A 16,056-nucleotide genomic window follows, 5' to 3' on the forward strand; every position below is an offset into this window, starting at 1 on the left:
GACATGTTGAGCATCGACTGGCCCTTCACGACCTGGGCCTCCACCTGGGACTGGCTCCTGGGCGCACCCCTGCGGATCGTCCTGATCGCGATCTTCGCGCTGGTGGTGCGCTGGGCGGCGCACCGCGCGATCCGCACCGTGGTCAGCACCGCGGCCGACCGGGCGGACCAGCACGAGCGCTCGTCCTTCGACCGGTTGGTCGGCTCGGCGTCCGGGATCCGTCAGGAGCGGCGTCGCCAGCGGGCGCTGACGATGGGTTCGCTACTGCGCAGCATCGCCACCTTCGTGGTGGCCGTGGTGGCCCTGCTGACGATCATGGCCGAGCTGGGGCTCCCGCTGGCCCCGCTGCTCACCTCGGCCGGTATCGGCGGCATCGCCTTCGGTTTCGGCGCGCAGGCCCTGGTCAAGGACTTCCTGTCCGGGATCTTCATGATCATCGAGGACCAGTACGGCGTCGGTGACCTGGTCGACACCGGTGAGGCCGTGGGCACCGTCGAGGAGGTCAGCCTCCGGGTGACCCGGCTCCGGGACGCCACCGGGGTGGTGTGGTTCATCCGTAACGGCGAGATCATCCGGATCGGCAACAAGAGCCAGGGCTGGGCGGTGGCCACGATCGACATCCCGGTGGCCTACGACGAGGACCCGCGACGGGTACTTCCCCTGCTGAAGGAGGTCTCCGCCGCCGTGTATGCCGACCCCGAGTGGAGCGACCGCCTCCTGGAGGAGCCCTCGGTGGCCGGGGTCGAGTCCGTCTCCGGCGGCACCATGACGCTGCGGATCTTCGCCAAGTGCCGTCCGGGCGAGCAGTGGGGCATACCGCGCGTCATCCGCGAGCGCGCCAAGGAGGCCTTCGACCAGGCGAACATCCGCGGTCCGCGGATCAACCCCTGGGGGGACACGCCCGCCTGAGCGGAGGGGACAACCTTTCTCCGGGTCGATGTCGTCTGACAGGGCAAGGAGGTACCCATGACGACGACAGACCCACCGGTACCGTTCACCGAGTTCGTCCTGTCGCGCAGCGATCGGCTGCACCGCACCGCGGTGCTGCTGACCCGCGACCCCCACTCGGCGCACGACCTGCTGCAGGAGGCGTTGCTCAAGGCGTGGCGCAGCTGGGGGCGCATCACCGGCAGCCCGGAGGGGTACGTGCGGGCCATCCTGGTGCGCGAGTTCCTCAGCTCCCGGCGCCGACGTTGGCACGGGGAGGTCCCGACCGAGCACCTGCCCGAGCAGTCCCCTCCGGGTGAGGCCGTCGACACCGCGACCCGTCTGGACCTGGCCGCGGCCGTCGGCGACCTCCCGGCCGCGCAGCGGGCCGTCGTGGTGCTGCGTTACTTCCACGACCTCTCCGAGGCGGACACCGCCGCCTGCATGGACGTGGCGCTCGGCACGGTCAAGTCACACCACTCGCGTGCCCTGGGGTCGCTGCGGATCAGCTCGTACCTCGAGGAACACGTCGATCACGAAGGGACGGCCCGATGATGGCACCGACGACCGAGGACCTGCGCTCGACCCTGCGGCAGCTGTCCCAGGACCATCCTGCTCCTGCGCCGCAGGACCTGCTCGCGGAGCTGCGCGGCACGCGTGCCGCCCGGCGTCGTCGCGCCGGCTGGATCGCGGCCGGCGGGGTCGCCGCCGCTGCCGCCGGTGTCCTGGTGGTGGGCCAGGCCTGGCCCGAGCAGACCGCCGTCGCCCCTGCCGGCGACACCCTCGGGACGGAGCAGGAGTGGACGCTCACCGACGGTGCACCCCCCGAGATGGCCGGTGGGCTGACCCTGCTGGAGAGCACGGAACTGGAGGGCGCGAGCGAGGCGACGGTGCCCTCCCCCGACGGCGGGACCCAGCGCTACGCCGTGCTCTGGTGCGACACCGGGCCCGTCGACGACCCGGCGATCCAGCCACCTCGGCTGCGGCTGCCGCAGATCGACGTGACCGTGCCGTGCCTGTCCGACGACGGGACTCCCGACCAGGTGTCCCCGGTGCCGCTGCCGCCCACCGACCAGCCGTGGGCGGGCACCTGGGAGGGCGACCTGCCCGAGGGGTCGTCCGCCGTGCTCGGCGTCTACGAGGAGGCGGAGTGGTCCGGGTACCCCTTCGCCGGCTGGCCCGACCCGCCGCTGGCCGCACCTGCCCCGGAGGACGGGGCGGTCGTCATCGACCCCGACACCGCGCAGCGCCTGGTGAGCGGACTGGAGGACGCTCCCGACGGTGCCGCCACCCGGGTACGCGCCGCCGATGTCACCGTCGGCGACAACAGCACCCTCCAGGTGTGGACCGGGATGCCGGGTCGTCTGCAGGTCTGGGTGGACGGGACGCTGCTCACCGACGACGGCGACAGCACCGAGACCTGGCGCGAGGCGCATCCTGCCCTGCGGGACGAGCACCTCACCTCGTTCACGGCAGGTCAGCAGATGGAGATCCCACTGGCCGGCGACCTCGCCGAGGTGGGCAGCACGGTGGAGGTCGCGGTCCTGGCTCCGCAGGCGCTGACCTGGCAGGTGGCCGTCACCGAGGTGCCCGGGTCCGAGGCGGAGGCGCTCGCACCGCTCGACGACGTCGACGACCTCCCCGACCGGTATGCCGGGATGCGCCGGGTCGCGACCTGGCAGGTCCCGTCGGCGGCCGGCGAGTCCGTGCTGGAGCTGCCGGCCTCCCTTCGGGGCGAGACACCGACCTGGGTCTTCCGTTGCCCCGGCATCGATGCCGTCACGGCCGGCACCGCCGTCCTGACGGTCGGTGGGGAGCGGATCGAGCGTGCGTGCGTCGACGGCGAGCCGGCACTGACCGCCCTGGAGGCACCGCAGCGCGACGACGTCGGCATCCGGTTCGACGGCGACCCGACGGCCCGAGTCGAACTGCCGCTGGGGCCGGACGCCGAGGACGGCACCGTCGCGGCATACCTGCCGGTGCCGTTCTCCGAGTTCGACCAGGCGACGGCCACCGCGCTCCCCTCCGAGGTGTCCGCGGAGCAGGTCCGGGAGGTTCCCGCCGAGGTGGTGGCCACGGTGACGGAGGCCGACCTCGAGGACGGCCGTGCCACGTTCACCCTGCCGCCGGGCAGCCGGGACGTGGTGATGACCACCACCGGGGTGGGCCGCCTGCAGCTGCTCGCCGACGGGGAGAACGTGCTGGACGCCCCGGCCCGCAATGCGCCGGAGGCGGATGCCGACTGGTGGAGCGCCTGGAGCGCGCAGGAGACCTCACGGGTGCTGACCACAGGGATCGAGCGGAGCGCCGCGCCGGGCGCGGAGATGGAGCTGGTCGTCGAGGGCTACCCGGAGGGGAGCCTCACCCTCGAGGTGCTGGCCCCGGCGCAGGTGGAGGAGTGACCTGCCCGGTGGCCCGACGTCGGCCAGGCCACCGGGCGACGCCGGGCCATCGGAGCACCCGGTCCAGGGGCACCAGCTCGCTGGCGGTGGTGGCACCCGGCAGCGGCCGGTCCCCCTGGGTGGACCGCCAGCGGTCGTGGTTCCGCGCCCGGGTCCGGGCGTCCAGCACCTGCAGGATCTCGTCGACCGCGCGCAGGATGGAGCCGCGCAGCAACCACTGCTCGGTGTCGTCGACCTCGGCGAGCATCAGCTCGGTCAGGATCGCCCGGGTCTCGCGCAGCAGTTCGATGTTCTCGTCGAGCACCTCGTGCAGCTGCGCCTGCTCGCCCTGGGTCTCGGCCTCGACCAGCCGGCCGAAGGCGTCGATGCACTCCCCCAGGTCGGCGAGCACCACCGCGTAGGCGGACCGCACGTCGTCGGAGAAGGCGTCGGCGCTGGCCTCCTCCGGCGCCTCCCTCAGCATCGCGATGAAGAGGGCCCGCGCGGCGGCCGCGCAGGCCTGCAGCGACTCCAGCCCGGTCTGCAGCAGCGGGCCCACGTCGGCCCGGCCGATGGCGCGGGTGTTCCACCGCCAGATGTCACGGACCCGGCTCACCTCGTCACTGGCCCGGCCGATGTCACCGGTGACCGCGCGGACCGCGTCCAGGTGACCCTCCACGCTGTCCCGGGTCACCGGCCGCTCGTCCACCTGCACGGACGCGTCCCGGAAGGCAGCCGCCAGCCCGGCGGCGACCCGACGTACTGCGCCCGAGGCCGACGGGACCGGGATCGCGGGAGGCCACAGCAGCGGGAGAGCGATGCCGATCACGGCCCCGACGAGGGTGGTGGTGAGCCGGACCTCGGCGGCGATCTCCTGGCCGGCGGCGGCCAGGATGAGCATGCCGCTGATGGGGGTCTCCAGCGCCTGGTTGCCGAGCCGGAAGGTCCGGGCCAGCAGGAGCGAGGAGAAGATGACGACCGCCAGCGACCACCAGGTGAGCCCGACGAAGATCGAGACCAGCAGCGCCACCCCGACCCCGGTGACGACCGCGCCGACCCGGACCAGGGCCATCCGCATCGACCCGGTGGCGCTGGCCTGCATCACCAGCAGCGCGGTCAACGAGCCGGTGAGGTCGATCGGGCCGTCGGTGACGACCAGCGTGATGAGGTAGGCGAGCACCCCGCCCACGGTCATCCGGACCAGGTTGACCAGGACCGGCCACGCCCGCGAGGCCGACGCCCGGACCGAGGTCGGACGCCCGGCCCAGACCCGGGTGAGGACGGCACGCACTTGCCCCATGCCCCATCAGACCACGCGACGACCCGGCGCGTCCGCGCTCATCGCCCGGCGCCCGGCGCCCGGGCGCCACCCTGCGCCGTCAGGAAGCCCGTGGCATCCTCGAACGATGGGACAGGACGACGCCGGGGGCACCGTCGACGACCGGCACGGGGAGCACGCCGCGGCGCTGCACCGCCTCGCCGCGATGCTGGTCGCCGGCACCGACGCCGCCACGGCGCTGACCGCGGACGCACTCGCCGCCCGCCCCGGGGCGGACCGGACAACGCTGCGGACCGAGGTGGTCCGCGCATACCTGAGGGCTGCCCCGCGCCGGGTGGAACGGGCGGAGACCGGGACACCCGACGGTCCCCGCGACCCCGGGGACGTGCTGCGGTCCCTGCCGCCCCGGGCCCGGGCGGCGTCCGCCCTCAGCCTGGTCGAGGGTGCCTCCGACACCGAGGTCGCCGAGACGGTCGGGGTCCGTCGCGCGAAGGTGGTGGCGCTGGTGCCCACCACCCCGGGGGTGGACGTCGCCCTCACCGCCGTCGCCGACCGCTACGCCCTCACCGGTGCGGCGCTGCGCGACGCGCTCGGCAACGTCGAGGTGAGCGCGAGCCCGCGCCCGGCCACCTCGCACCGGCGCCGACGGCAGGGGCTCGCCGCAGCGGCCGCGGTCGCCCTCGCGCTCGCCGTCGGGTATGCGCTCACCTCCGGCGACGTCCTCGGCACCGGCGACGCCGTGGACGAGGCGGGGGTCGAGGACGCCGCCGTCGCCGACCCCGACGGCCCGGACCTCACCGAGGCCGGGTGGGAGCTGACCGACGAGGGCGAGCCGCCGCAGGGCGCGATGGGCCTCACCCTGCGCGAGAGCGTCGAGGTCGACGCCGGGGGGACGACGGACGTCACGCTGGCCGGGCAGGGGTCCGGCGCGAGCTTCGCGGTGCTGTGGTGCGACATGCCGCCCGCGCAGGACGCCAACCTCGAGACCCCCCGTGCCGACGTGAGCACCGCGGACGGGAGCAGCGTCGAGATCCCCTGCGCCGGGCGCGAGGACGGCCCACCGGTGTCCCGGATCGTCGCGCTGCCACCCTCGGGGACCGCGGAGCTGCAGCTGCGTGGCGACCTCCCGCCCGGCGGCGGGGCGACCCTCGGCGTGTATGCCGAGGCCCCCTCGCCCATCAACTCGCCGCTGCCCGGTGGCACCGACGCCGAGCCGCCCTCCGCGGCGGACGGCGCCGTCGTCCTCGACGACGAGTCGGCCGACGCCCCGGCCCAGATGGGGCAGCAGCGGCTGCTCCAGGCCGTCGAGATCGGTGCGGACAGCACCCTCCGGGTCTGGTCCGGTGGGCGGGGCACGGTCTCGGTGCAGGTCGACGGGCTCGCGGCCACCGACGACGGGGACCTCCAGCGCTACACCTCCGCCACCGGTGAGGTCGACTGGTCCACCCAGCGACCCGACCTGCGCGACGGGCGGTGGTGGGTCTATGCGGCAGGGTCCGAGCTGCGGGTCGAGATCCCGGAGGACGCCCGGCCCCCGGCCGGGGAGCGGCGTGAGGTCGTCGTCGAGGTGGTGGCCGAGGCGCCGATCGACCAGGTCCAGGTGCAGGTCGCCGAGGCGTCCCAGGTGGAGCCGGACACCGCAGCCCTCGACCCGGTGGCCGACACCGATGCCCCGGAGCTCATCCTTGGCCACCGCCTCGTCGGGCAGTGGGACGTCCCGCAGGACGGTCAGCTCCGCGAGCTCGGCGGCCTCGACCCTGCGGACCCGGACGAGCCGGCCCCGATGGTCCTCGGCGTGGCCGCGGAGGGTGTGGACACGTTCCTGCCCTGGAGCAACGGGCTCGTGACCCAGGGTCCCGAGGTGCGCTACCAGGACTTCGCCCCGGACCTGGACTCGGCGCTGCAGAACATGGGACACGGCTTCAGCCAGGCCCCGGAGGGCGCCGGTGGTGCCCTGTCGGTGGCGGCTCCCCCGGCCCCGGGTCAGCCGCCCGCGACTGTCCTGGTGTACGCGCCGGTCCCGTACGGGGAGTTCGACTTCGCCGCGGCGCAGGTGCCGCCCCAGTCCTGGGGCCCCGACGAGGAGCCGACCTCCGAGTACCTGTTCGGCTCGACCCCGCCGGAGACGGTGGCGGTGCTGGACGAGGACGACACCGAGGGCAGACAGGTCTCGGTCGGGCTCGAGAACCGTCCGCCGATGATCGTGCGGGTCACCACCTCCGGTCGGGGCCGGATGCAGTTCCTCGTCGACGGCACGTCGGCCACCCCGCAGCACCCGGACGGGTGGTGGTCGAGCTGGACGGACCAACCGGTCACCACGGACGTCCAGCTGCCGAACCTGATGGGCGGCTCCGGCTCGACCGCCGATCAGGAACTCACCGTCGTGGTCGAGGACTACGAGGACTTCACCGTGGAGGTGCTGGCGCCGTGACCGGACGCCTTTGACACCATGGGGACGTGACCCACCCCCAGCCCGAGCGCCCCAGCACCGTCTACGAACGCGTCGGCGGGCACGACACCTTCGTCACCCTGGTGCACGAGTTCTACCGAGGCGTGGCCCAGGACCCTCCGTTGCGCGCGCTCTACCCCGAGGAGGACCTCGGCCCGGCCGAGGTGCGCTTCCGGATGTTCCTCGAGCAGTACTGGGGCGGGCCCACCACCTACTCCGAGCAGCGGGGTCACCCGCGGCTGCGGATGCGGCACATGCCGTTCCGGGTCACCCCCACCCAGCGGGACCGCTGGCTGCACCACATGAACGCGGCCCTGGACACGGTGAGCGACCGGATGGACAGCCTGGACGAGCAGCAGATGCGGGCATACATGGCGCACGCCGCGCAGGCGATGGTCAACGTTTTGGAGGACTGAGCGCGCACTTCCTAGGCTGGGGCGGTGACCCACAACCCCCTGCCGCACGAGGCGCCCTGGTGGCGCCACGCCGTCATCTACCAGGTCTACCCGCGCAGCTTCGCGGACCAGGACGGCGACGGGGTGGGTGACCTGCCCGGCATCACCTCCCGGCTGCCGTACCTGGCGGAGCTGGGCGTGGACGCCATCTGGATCAGCCCGTTCTACCGCTCCCCGATGGCCGACGCCGGCTACGACGTCGCCGACTACCGCGACATCGACCCGCTCTTCGGCGACCTCTCCGACGCCGACGCCCTGATCGCCCGCGCCCACGAGCTCGGCGTCCGGGTGGTCATCGACCTGGTGCCCAACCACACCAGCGACCAGCACGCCTGGTTCCAGGCCGCGCTGGCCGCCGGGCCGGGCAGCCCGGAGCGGGAGCGGTATGTCTTCCGCCCGGGACGCGGGGACGGCACCGAGCCGCCCAACAACTGGGAGAGCGTCTTCGGTGGCGGCGCCTGGACCCGGGTCACCGAGCCGGACGGCACCCCCGGCCAGTGGTACCTGCACCTCTTCGACGACACCCAGCCCGACCTCAACTGGGACAACCCCGAGGTGGTCGAGGAGTTCCAGGACGTGCTCCGCTTCTGGCTGGACCGCGGTGTCGACGGCTTCCGCGTCGACGTGGCGCACGCCCTGATCAAGGACCCCGAGCTGCCCGACTGGCACGGGCGGGCCGTGATGGCCAACGGCGGTGACGGCGAGACGGCGCACACCCACCTCGGCCCGATGTGGGATCAGGAGGGCGTCCACGAGATCTACCGTGGCTGGCGGCGGCTGCTGGACTCCTACAACCCGACCGGCGACCCGGCCCAGGACCGCATCCTGTGCGCCGAGGCCTGGCTGCCGACCCAGGAGCGCACGATGCGCTACACCCGGGCCGACGAGATGCACCAGGCGTTCAACTTCCACTTCCTGCAGAGCCCGTGGCGGGTCGATGACGTCACCGAGGTCGTCGAGGCCTCCCTGGTCGCCGCCGAGGCCGTCGGAGCCCCCACCACCTGGGTCCTGTCCAACCACGACGTGGTGCGGCACGCCTCCCGCCTGGGCCTGCCGGTCGGCACGCCCCGGCCGAACGGCATCGGGGCGCTGGAGCCGCAGCCGAACGCGGTGCTGGGGCTGCGTCGGGCGCGGGCCGCGACGACCCTGATGCTGGCGCTGCCCGGCTCCGCCTACCTCTACAACGGCGAGGAGCTCGGGCTGCCCGAGCACACCGCCCTGCCGGACGCGGTCCGCCAGGACCCGGCCTTCCACCGCACCGCCGGTGAGGAGACCGGCCGGGACGGGTGCCGGGTACCGATGCCGTGGACCGCCGCGGCCCCGTCCTTCGGGTTCGGCCCCGGCGAGGAGAGCTGGCTGCCCCAGCCCGACCTCTACGGGGTCTTCGCGGTGGACCGGCAGCAGGGTGTCGAGGGGTCGACCCTGGAGCTCTACCGCACGCTGCTCCGGCTGCGGCGCGAGCACGACCTCGGCGTCGGCGGCCTGGAGTGGCTGGACCTCGGCCCGGAGGTGCTGGCGTTCCGCAACGCCCGCGGCGACGGGACCCCGGTCACCGTGATCACCAACTTCGGCGAGGAGCCGGTGGCCCTGCCCGAGGGCACCTCCGTGCTGGTCTGCAGCGGGCGGCTGCACGAGGGGATGCTCGGTCAGGACACCACCGTCTGGCTCAGCTGAGCGCATACTCCCTGCCGCCCCCGCCCCCTGACTCAGGGTGCGGGGGCGGCGGCGTCGTCCCCGGCCAGCGCATCCAGGGCACGTGGCAGGTCGCGCATCCCCCGCAGCGGTGACAGCAGCACGGGGATCGCGGCCGCCATGCTGATCCCGGCGAAGATCCACAGGGTCGGCACCAGCCCCAGCTGCTGGCCGAGGATGCCGCCGACGAAGGCGCCGATCGGCATCGGCCCCCACACCAGGAAGCGGATCGAGGCGTTCATCCGGCCCAGCAGCGGCTTGGGGCACAGCCGCTGCCGGAAGCTCACCTGGGCGATGTTGTAGACGACGACCGCCCAGGACAGCACCAGGTTCCCGACCAGCAGGGTCGGCACCGTCGGCAGCACGCTGGCCAGCGGCACCGCGAAGGAGGCCAACCCGAAGAGGACGGCCGAGACCGGGATGGCCCGACCCTCCCCCACCAGCCGGGAGAACCAGCCCGAGGAGACCGCACCGAGCAGGCCGCCCACCGCCCCCAGCGACATCACCAGTCCCAGCGTGGTCTCGGCGAGGTCGAGGGTGGTGAGGGCGTACAGCACGAAGAGGGCGAAGATGGCGGAGGACGCCAGGTTCGACAGGCCCGTGCAGGCGACGATCCGGCGCAGCAGCGGGTGGCCGAGCACGAAGGCCAGCCCCTCCCGGATCTCGGTGCGCAGCGGACGCCGGGCGGCCGGGTCGGGTGCCTGCTCCTGGTGCCTGATGCGGCTGACGAAGAGCGAGCTGAGCGCCATGCAGATCGAGGTCACCGCGATGGTCAGCGGCGAGCCCAGCCACCGCACCATCGCCGCCGCGGCGGCCGGGCCGACGACCATCGCGGTCTGCTGGCTGGCCTGCAGCTTGCCGTTGCCGTCGCTGATCTGCTCGCCCTCGACGAGCTCGGGCAGGTAGGACTGGTTGGCGACGTCGAAGAACACGGTGATGCACCCGACCGCGAACGCGACGACATACAGCTGGGGCATCGAGAGGATCCCGCCGAGCCAGGCGAGCGGCAGGGTGAGCAGCAGGGCGGCGCGGGTCAGGTCGCCCAGGACCAGGACCGTCTTCTTGCGCCAGCGGTCCACCCAGGCTCCCGCGGGCAGCCCGATGAGCAGGAAGGCCAGTGACTCGAGGGTCGCCAGCAGTCCCATCTGGAAGGCGTCGGCGCCGAGCAGCTGGACGGCCATCAGCGGCATCGCGAAGCCGACGAACTGGGCGCCGAAGACGGAGACGGTGTCGCCCATCCAGAGCTGGCGGAAGTCGTGGTGGCGCCAGAGGCTGGCGGGGCGGCGGGTGGTCACGAGGACGATCCTGGAGCAAGTGATTGAGATTTGTCAATCACTTAGTAGGATGGGGCGTATGAGCCCTGACCCGGGACCCCGGACCTACGAGCCGTTCGAGGCCAGCGACGCCGAGGCCAGGGCGCTGGCATCGGGCCTTCGGCTGAGGATCCTGCGGCTGTGCCTCGACGCACCGCTCACCAACCGGGAGATCGCCGAGTCGGTGGACAAAAACCCCGCGACGACGTTGCACCACGTCCGGACCCTGGTCGACACCGGTTTCCTCGAGGCGCTGGAACCGCGCCGGGGCCGCCGCGGCGCCCGCGAGATCCCCTACCGCACGACGGGGCGGTCCTGGTATGCCCGGACCCCCGGCGGTGGCGGGGGTGGCGGCGCGATGCTGGAGGCGTTCCTCAGCGAGATCGAGCAGGTGCCCGAGGAGGAGCGGGGGCTGACCCGCCTGGGGCTGCGGCTCCCGGCACCGGACATGGACGAGCTGCGGGACCGGTTGCACGCGCTGCTGGTGGAGTTCCACGACCGGCCGCGCGACCCGAAGGCGGAGCCGTGGTCGCTCTTCCTGGCGCTGCACCGGGACACCAGCAGCCGGCCGCGGCAGGAGTAGCAACCACGGGCGACGCCCGGTGGGGCTGAGGGCAACCAGGGGCGACGCCCGGTCGGAGGGGGGAGTGTGGTCAGGGACGCAGGATGACGTGCCCGGCCGAGGTCGAGACCCGCAGCCAGGCCCCGCTGCGGTGCACCGTCGCCGGCGGTGCCACGGCCGGGTCGTCCGCGCCCACGAAGCCCAGGGCGTGCACCGCGAGCGCGGCACCGGCAGGCACCCCGTCGACCTCGCGGCCCCAGACCCGCGCCCGCAGCGAGGCCACCGCGCTGGACCCCGATCCCTCGGGCGCCCCGCGGGTCACCTCGGCGATGCCCTCCCGGGCGACCTCCAGCAGCCCGGCCACCGAGACCGTCCGCACCGGCTCCCACCCGCCCCGGGGGGCGGACAGCGCCGCCCACGAGGGGGCCACCGTGGTCGGCGGCACCGACAACCGGGTCGAGGCGTCACCGGTGGCGGCGCGGCGGGCGAACCGGTCGGCCACCCCGGCCAGCGGCACGGTGACATCCACCCCCTGCTCCTGACCGGCGGGGTCCACCGGCATCGTCCGCAGCCCCAGCACCAGACCGCTGCGCAGCAGCCCCGAGCCCGGCAGCACGCAGACCCAGGCGGCGAGCACGGACCCGGCGACCTGGAGCCGGATGGCGCCGTCCTCGTCCAATCGGGCGGCCCGGCGCACGTAGGTGGCGAGGTCGGCCAGCGACTCCCCGTCCGGGAAGCTGAGCTCGCTCATCGGGGCTCGCTCCCCCGGGGCACCCCACCCACCGGCCGGTCCCCGCGCAGCACCGGCGACGGGGCGGTGACCCGGGCCAGCGCCTCCCGCTCCGGCGCACCGAGGCGGCGTGGGCGCTGCTCACCCAGGTCGTAGGCGACCAGGTGCACCCGGCCCCGGGCGTAGACGGCGTCGTCGCCCTCGACGCCGGCCACGGCATACCCGAGCTCGAAGCTGGCACCCCCGACCCCGCCGCACCAGACGGCGACCCGGGCCGGGCCGTAGCCGAAGCCCATCGGGAGCAGGTGGTCGATGGCCTGGGAGGCGACCAGCATCCCCTCGTCGATGAGGTCGCGGCCCTGGCCGAACCAGGCCTTGAAGGCATACACCCGGGCCTCCTCGAAGAACCGCAGGTACTGCACGTTGTTGACGTGGCCGTAGGCGTCGAGGTCGGACCAGCGGACGGTGATCGGGAAGACGTCCGCGCACCCGGGGACGTCGACCAGTGGGGTACTCATCCCTCCATTGTCGCGAACCCGTGACCGAGCCTGGCCCAGGCCCGACGCACGTGCTCCTCGAGCAGCGTCTCGGCCTCCTCGGCCTGCCCACGGGCCAACGCGGCGCAGATCTGCTCGTGCTCGGTGAGCAGGACGACCCGCAGCTGCTCGTAGTCCTGCTCGTCCAGCCGCGCGAAGCCGGCCTGCAGGGGCGCCCGCACCGACTCCCGGATCGCGACCGTGGTGTCGGCGGCGAGGCGGTTGCCGGCCGCCTCGGCGATCGCCACGTGGAAGGCGGTGTCGGCGTCGTTGAAGTCGTCCCGGGTGGGCGCCTCCCGCATGGCCCGCAGCGAGGCCTGCATCGCCGCCAGGTCGTCGGAGGTGAGCCGGGGTGCCGCCAGCCGGGCGGACAGCCGCTCCAGGGCCACCCGCACCTCGAGGACGTCGTCGAGGGCGAAGTTCGCCAGCGCGACGTGCATCCGCAGCAACCGGGTCAGCGCCCCCGAGGGCAGTGCCGACACCCGGGTCCCGCCGGCGCCCCCGGCGCCGACCGAGGAGACCAGCACCCCCTGGGCCTGCAGCGTGCGCACCGCCTCGCGGACCGCCGAGCGGCTCACCGACAGGGTGCTCGCGAGGTCGCGCTCGGCGGGGATCAGGTCCCCGACCGTCAGCGCCCCGGCCAGGATCCGCTCCTCCACCCAGCCGGTCACCAGCTGGTACGCCCGCGGCGGTCCGGTCCCGGTCAACGCGCGCCCTCCCGTCCCTCGTTCTTGACGCTGCGGCAGTGTATCCGTACGGTGAGGTGGCATGTCAATGGTCAGACCATTAGGAGGCGCGGCGATGACCGACCCGGGAGCAGGGCTCACGGTGGCCGTCTTCGCCACCTGCTTCAACGACACGATGTGGCCGGAGGCGCCCCGGGCGATGGTGCGGCTGCTCGAGCGGCTGGGCTGCCGGGTGGTCTTCCCGCGCGAGCAGACCTGCTGCGGCCAGATGTTCACCAACACCGGGTATGCCGATGCCGGCGCCCGCCGGGTCCGCCCGTTCCTGGACGCCTTCGAGGGCTTCGACCACGTCGTCGCCCCCTCCGGCTCCTGCGTCGGATCGGTCCGCGAGCAGCACGCCACCCTCGCCCGCCGGACCGGCGACACGGCCCTGGAGGCGCGGGTGCGGGCCGCCGCGCCGCGGGTCCGCGAGCTCTCCGAGTTCCTGGTGGACGTGCTCGGCGTCACCGACGTGGGTGCCTCCTACCCGCACCGCGTCACCTACCACCCGACCTGCCACAGCCTGCGGATGCTCGGGGTCGGCGACAAGCCGCTGCGGCTGCTGCGCGCGGTCCGCGGGATCGACCTGGTCCCCCTGCCGCAGGCGGAGGAGTGCTGCGGCTTCGGCGGCACCTTCGCGATGAAGAACGCCGACACCTCGATCGCGATGGGCGCGGACAAGGCCAGGCACGCCCGGGACACCGGCGCCGAGGTGCTGGTGGCCGGGGACAACTCCTGCCTGGCCCACATCGGCGGCATGCTGGACCGGCAACGCGCGGGGATGCGCACCGTGCACCTCGCCGAGGTGCTGGCCGCGACCGAGGAGGACCCGGCATGAGCGAGGGCATACCCGTGCAGAGCACCTCGGCCACCTTCCTGGGGATGCCGTCCTTCCAGCGTGCCGCGCGCGGTGCCCTGGCCGACACCCAGCAACGACGCAACCTCGCGCACGCGACCGCGACCATCCGCGGCAAGCGCGCCCAGGTGGTCGAGGAGGTCGACGCGTGGGAGGAGCTGCGCCTGGCCGGCGCGGACGCCAAGGACGAGGCGCTGCACCACCTCCCCGACTACCTGGAGCAGCTGGAGGCCAACCTCACCGCCCGAGGGGCGGTGGTGCACTGGGCGCGGGACGCCGCCGAGGCGAACGCCATCGTGGTGCAGCTGGTGCGGGACAAGGGCACCGACGAGGTCGTCAAGGTCAAGTCGATGGCGACCCAGGAGATCGAGCTCAACGAGGCCCTGGAGGAAGCCGGGATCGCGGCCTGGGAGACCGACCTGGCCGAGCTCATCGTGCAGCTCGGCCACGACCGGCCCAGCCACATCCTGGTGCCGGCGATCCACCGCAACCGTGCCGAGATCCGGGAGATCTTCGCCCGGGAGATGGCCGCCGTGGGCCGGCCCGCCCCGGTCGGCCTCACCGACGAACCGGCCCGGCTCGCCGAGGCGGCACGGCTGCACCTGCGGGAGAAGTTCCTGCGCGCCAAGGTCGCGGTCTCGGGCGCCAACTTCGCGGTCGCCGACACCGGCACCCTGGCCGTCGTCGAGTCCGAGGGCAACGGCCGGATGTGCCTCACCCTGCCGGAGACGCTGATCAGCGTGGTCGGGGTGGAGAAGGTGCTGCCCACCTTCGGCGACCTCGGCACCTTCCTGCAGCTACTCCCCCGGTCCAGCACCGGCGAGCGGATGAACCCCTACACCTCCCTGTGGACCGGGGTGCACCCCGGCGACGGACCCCAGGAGGTGCACGTGGTGCTCCTCGACAACGGCCGCAGCAAGGTGCTCGAGGACGAGGTGGGACGGGAGGCGCTGCGGTGCATCCGGTGCTCGGCCTGCCTCAACGTCTGCCCGGTCTACGAACGGGTCGGCGGGCACGCCTACGGCTCGGTCTACCCGGGCCCGATCGGCGCCGTCCTCAACCCGCAGCTGCGCGGGACCTCCTCGGAGGTGGACCGGAGCCTGCCCTACGCCAGCTCGCTCTGCGGCGCCTGCTTCGAGGCCTGCCCGGTACGGATCGACATCCCCTCGCTGCTGGTGCACCTGCGCACCCAGGTGGTGGACGAGGCCTCGGGACGCAGCCCGGAGGCCGCCTCGATGAGGGCCGCGTCCTGGGTGTTCGGCGACCACCGACGGCTGGAGGCGGCCCAGCGCGCGTCCACCCTGGGGGGCCGCCTGCTCGGCGGGCGCACGGTGCGCTCGGTCCCCGGGCTGGGTGCCTGGACGCAGGCCCGGGACCTGCCCACCCCACCGACCGAGACGTTCCGGCAGTGGTGGTCCCGGACGCACGACGGGCCCGACAACGAGCCGGTCGACCCGGCCACCGACCCCGACGGGAGCGGCTCGTGAGCGCGCGCGAGGAGATCCTGGCCCGGCTGCGGGCGGCGACGGCCGACGTCACGACCCCGACCGGCGCCCGTGGGCCGGCCCCGGTGATCGCCACCCCGGCGACCTCGCGGGCGCAGACCCTGGAGCTGTTCGTCGACACCGTCGCCGACTACCGCGCCACCGTGGTCCGCTGCACCCCCGGACAGGTCGGTGCCCAGGTCGCCGCCGCGCTGGCCCGGGGCCGGGCCCGCAGCGTGCTGGTGCCGGACGAGCTGCCCGCCGACTGGGTCGCGCCCGTGGACGCCGCCGGGCTCACCCTGCTCCGCGACGTCGCCACGGACGGTGGTCCGCTCACCCCCGACGGGCTGGACGCGGTGGACGCCGTCGTCACCGCCGCCCGGCTCGGGGTCGCCACCACCGGCACGATCGTGCTGGACCACACCGCCGACCAGGGGCGCCGAGCGCTCACCCTGGTCCCGGACCAGCACGTCTGCGTCGTCCTCGCCGAGCAGGTGGTGCACGACGTCCCGGACGCGGTGGCCCTGCTCGACCCGCGGCGTCCGCTCACCTGGGTCAGCGGCCCCAGCGCCACCAGCGACATCGAGCTGGACCGGGTCGAGGGCGTGCACGGCCCGCGCGTGCTGGACGTGATCCTGGTCGACTGAGCCGGTCCGGCACGGAGCAA

The 16,056-nt window shown here is 73.8% G+C and carries 15 protein-coding genes; 10 read left to right on the forward strand and 5 right to left on the reverse strand.

The genetic code is table 11. From position 1 onward, the window contains the following. Window positions 1-3 precede the first annotated feature (3 nt). The 3 genes from ACI3EY_RS08840 to ACI3EY_RS08850 are packed head-to-tail and all read left to right on the forward strand — an operon-like array spanning window position 4 to window position 3,329. Window positions 4-909 (forward strand): mechanosensitive ion channel family protein, encoded by a 906-nt coding sequence (locus tag ACI3EY_RS08840; RefSeq protein WP_405040162.1) that lies wholly within the window; start codon window positions 4-6, stop codon window positions 907-909. Window positions 910-966: 57 nt separating this feature from the next. After that, window positions 967-1,482 carry a SigE family RNA polymerase sigma factor gene (locus tag ACI3EY_RS08845; protein ID WP_405036063.1) on the forward strand — a complete coding sequence of 172 codons (516 nt, stop codon included), beginning with the start codon at window positions 967-969 and terminating at the stop codon, window positions 1,480-1,482. Next, entirely contained in the window at window positions 1,479-3,329 is a 1,851-nt protein-coding gene (locus tag ACI3EY_RS08850) for a hypothetical protein (RefSeq protein WP_405036062.1), read from the forward strand. Before ACI3EY_RS08845 ends, ACI3EY_RS08850 begins: the two co-directional genes overlap by 4 nt. Here ACI3EY_RS08850 and ACI3EY_RS08855 read toward each other — a convergent pair. After that, window positions 3,289-4,608: an FUSC family protein gene (locus tag ACI3EY_RS08855; RefSeq protein WP_405040163.1), complete on the reverse strand. Its 1,320-nt coding sequence runs from the start codon at window positions 4,606-4,608 to the stop codon at window positions 3,289-3,291. The genes ACI3EY_RS08850 and ACI3EY_RS08855 overlap by 41 nt on opposite strands. A 106-nt stretch (window positions 4,609-4,714) precedes the next feature. Here ACI3EY_RS08855 and ACI3EY_RS08860 point away from each other — a divergent pair, with 106 nt between their 5' ends. The 3 genes from ACI3EY_RS08860 to ACI3EY_RS08870 are packed head-to-tail and all read left to right on the forward strand — an operon-like array spanning window position 4,715 to window position 9,165. Continuing rightward, window positions 4,715-7,018: a hypothetical protein gene (locus ACI3EY_RS08860; RefSeq protein ID WP_405040164.1), complete on the forward strand. Its 2,304-nt coding sequence runs from the start codon at window positions 4,715-4,717 to the stop codon at window positions 7,016-7,018. Between the two features lie 26 nt (window positions 7,019-7,044). After that, window positions 7,045-7,452, forward strand: a complete 408-nt coding sequence (locus tag ACI3EY_RS08865; RefSeq protein WP_405036059.1) for a globin — start codon at window positions 7,045-7,047, stop codon at window positions 7,450-7,452. Between the two features lie 24 nt (window positions 7,453-7,476). Continuing rightward, window positions 7,477-9,165 (forward strand): glycoside hydrolase family 13 protein, encoded by a 1,689-nt coding sequence (locus ACI3EY_RS08870; protein ID WP_405040165.1) that lies wholly within the window; start codon window positions 7,477-7,479, stop codon window positions 9,163-9,165. 32 nt (window positions 9,166-9,197) lie between these two features. On the opposite strand, the gene ACI3EY_RS08875 is transcribed toward ACI3EY_RS08870, so the two are convergent. Next, complete coding sequence (locus ACI3EY_RS08875) at window positions 9,198-10,478, reverse strand: MFS transporter (RefSeq protein ID WP_405040166.1); 1,281 nt, start codon at window positions 10,476-10,478, stop codon at window positions 9,198-9,200. A 58-nt stretch (window positions 10,479-10,536) separates the two neighbouring features. Here ACI3EY_RS08875 and ACI3EY_RS08880 point away from each other — a divergent pair, with 58 nt between their 5' ends. Next, complete coding sequence (locus ACI3EY_RS08880) at window positions 10,537-11,079, forward strand: ArsR family transcriptional regulator (RefSeq protein WP_405040167.1); 543 nt, start codon at window positions 10,537-10,539, stop codon at window positions 11,077-11,079. 70 nt (window positions 11,080-11,149) lie between these two features. Here ACI3EY_RS08880 and ACI3EY_RS08885 read toward each other — a convergent pair whose 3' ends face one another. Genes ACI3EY_RS08885 through ACI3EY_RS08895 form a run of 3 tightly spaced genes read right to left on the reverse strand, consistent with a single transcriptional unit; the run spans window position 11,150 to window position 13,031 of the window. Further along, window positions 11,150-11,809, reverse strand: coding sequence for a hypothetical protein (locus tag ACI3EY_RS08885; protein WP_405040168.1), 660 nt, complete (start codon window positions 11,807-11,809; stop codon window positions 11,150-11,152). Then, the gene (locus tag ACI3EY_RS08890; RefSeq protein WP_405040169.1) at window positions 11,806-12,306 is read right to left on the reverse strand and encodes an acyl-CoA thioesterase; all 501 of its coding nucleotides are present in this window, start codon (window positions 12,304-12,306) and stop codon (window positions 11,806-11,808) included. Before ACI3EY_RS08890 ends, ACI3EY_RS08885 begins: the two co-directional genes overlap by 4 nt. After that, entirely contained in the window at window positions 12,303-13,031 is a 729-nt protein-coding gene (locus tag ACI3EY_RS08895; RefSeq protein ID WP_405040170.1) for a FadR/GntR family transcriptional regulator, read from the reverse strand. The genes ACI3EY_RS08890 and ACI3EY_RS08895 overlap by 4 nt, the downstream gene beginning before the upstream one ends. Window positions 13,032-13,125: 94 nt before the next feature. Between ACI3EY_RS08895 and ACI3EY_RS08900 the strand changes: the two genes are divergently transcribed. The 3 genes from ACI3EY_RS08900 to ACI3EY_RS08910 are packed head-to-tail and all read left to right on the forward strand — an operon-like array spanning window position 13,126 to window position 16,036. Next, window positions 13,126-13,887 carry a (Fe-S)-binding protein gene (locus tag ACI3EY_RS08900; protein WP_405040171.1) on the forward strand — a complete coding sequence of 254 codons (762 nt, stop codon included), beginning with the start codon at window positions 13,126-13,128 and terminating at the stop codon, window positions 13,885-13,887. Beyond that, window positions 13,884-15,392 carry a LutB/LldF family L-lactate oxidation iron-sulfur protein gene (locus ACI3EY_RS08905; protein ID WP_405040172.1) on the forward strand — a complete coding sequence of 503 codons (1,509 nt, stop codon included), beginning with the start codon at window positions 13,884-13,886 and terminating at the stop codon, window positions 15,390-15,392. Before ACI3EY_RS08900 ends, ACI3EY_RS08905 begins: the two co-directional genes overlap by 4 nt. Continuing rightward, window positions 15,389-16,036, forward strand: coding sequence for a LutC/YkgG family protein (locus tag ACI3EY_RS08910; RefSeq protein ID WP_405040173.1), 648 nt, complete (start codon window positions 15,389-15,391; stop codon window positions 16,034-16,036). Before ACI3EY_RS08905 ends, ACI3EY_RS08910 begins: the two co-directional genes overlap by 4 nt. Window positions 16,037-16,056 lie beyond the last annotated feature (20 nt).

Origin of the sequence: Serinicoccus shuyuelongi (genome assembly GCF_045032955.1) — a bacterium.
GTDB lineage: Bacteria > Actinomycetota > Actinomycetes > Actinomycetales > Dermatophilaceae > Ornithinicoccus.

What these genes read in the sequence shown, in the direction of transcription:
- ACI3EY_RS08840 (WP_405040162.1), top strand. Translation starts at nt 4, where the DNA reads ATGTTGAGCATCGACTGGCCCTTCACGACCTGGGCCTCCACCTGGGAC.
- ACI3EY_RS08845 (WP_405036063.1), top strand. Translation starts at nt 967, where the DNA reads ATGACGACGACAGACCCACCGGTACCGTTCACCGAGTTCGTCCTGTCG.
- ACI3EY_RS08850 (WP_405036062.1), top strand. Translation starts at nt 1,479, where the DNA reads ATGATGGCACCGACGACCGAGGACCTGCGCTCGACCCTGCGGCAGCTG.
- ACI3EY_RS08855 (WP_405040163.1), bottom strand. Translation starts at nt 4,608, where the DNA reads ATGGGGCAAGTGCGTGCCGTCCTCACCCGGGTCTGGGCCGGGCGTCCG.
- ACI3EY_RS08860 (WP_405040164.1), top strand. Translation starts at nt 4,715, where the DNA reads ATGGGACAGGACGACGCCGGGGGCACCGTCGACGACCGGCACGGGGAG.
- ACI3EY_RS08880 (WP_405040167.1), top strand. Translation starts at nt 10,537, where the DNA reads ATGAGCCCTGACCCGGGACCCCGGACCTACGAGCCGTTCGAGGCCAGC.
- ACI3EY_RS08885 (WP_405040168.1), bottom strand. Translation starts at nt 11,809, where the DNA reads ATGAGCGAGCTCAGCTTCCCGGACGGGGAGTCGCTGGCCGACCTCGCC.
- ACI3EY_RS08890 (WP_405040169.1), bottom strand. Translation starts at nt 12,306, where the DNA reads ATGAGTACCCCACTGGTCGACGTCCCCGGGTGCGCGGACGTCTTCCCG.
- ACI3EY_RS08900 (WP_405040171.1), top strand. Translation starts at nt 13,126, where the DNA reads ATGACCGACCCGGGAGCAGGGCTCACGGTGGCCGTCTTCGCCACCTGC.
- ACI3EY_RS08905 (WP_405040172.1), top strand. Translation starts at nt 13,884, where the DNA reads ATGAGCGAGGGCATACCCGTGCAGAGCACCTCGGCCACCTTCCTGGGG.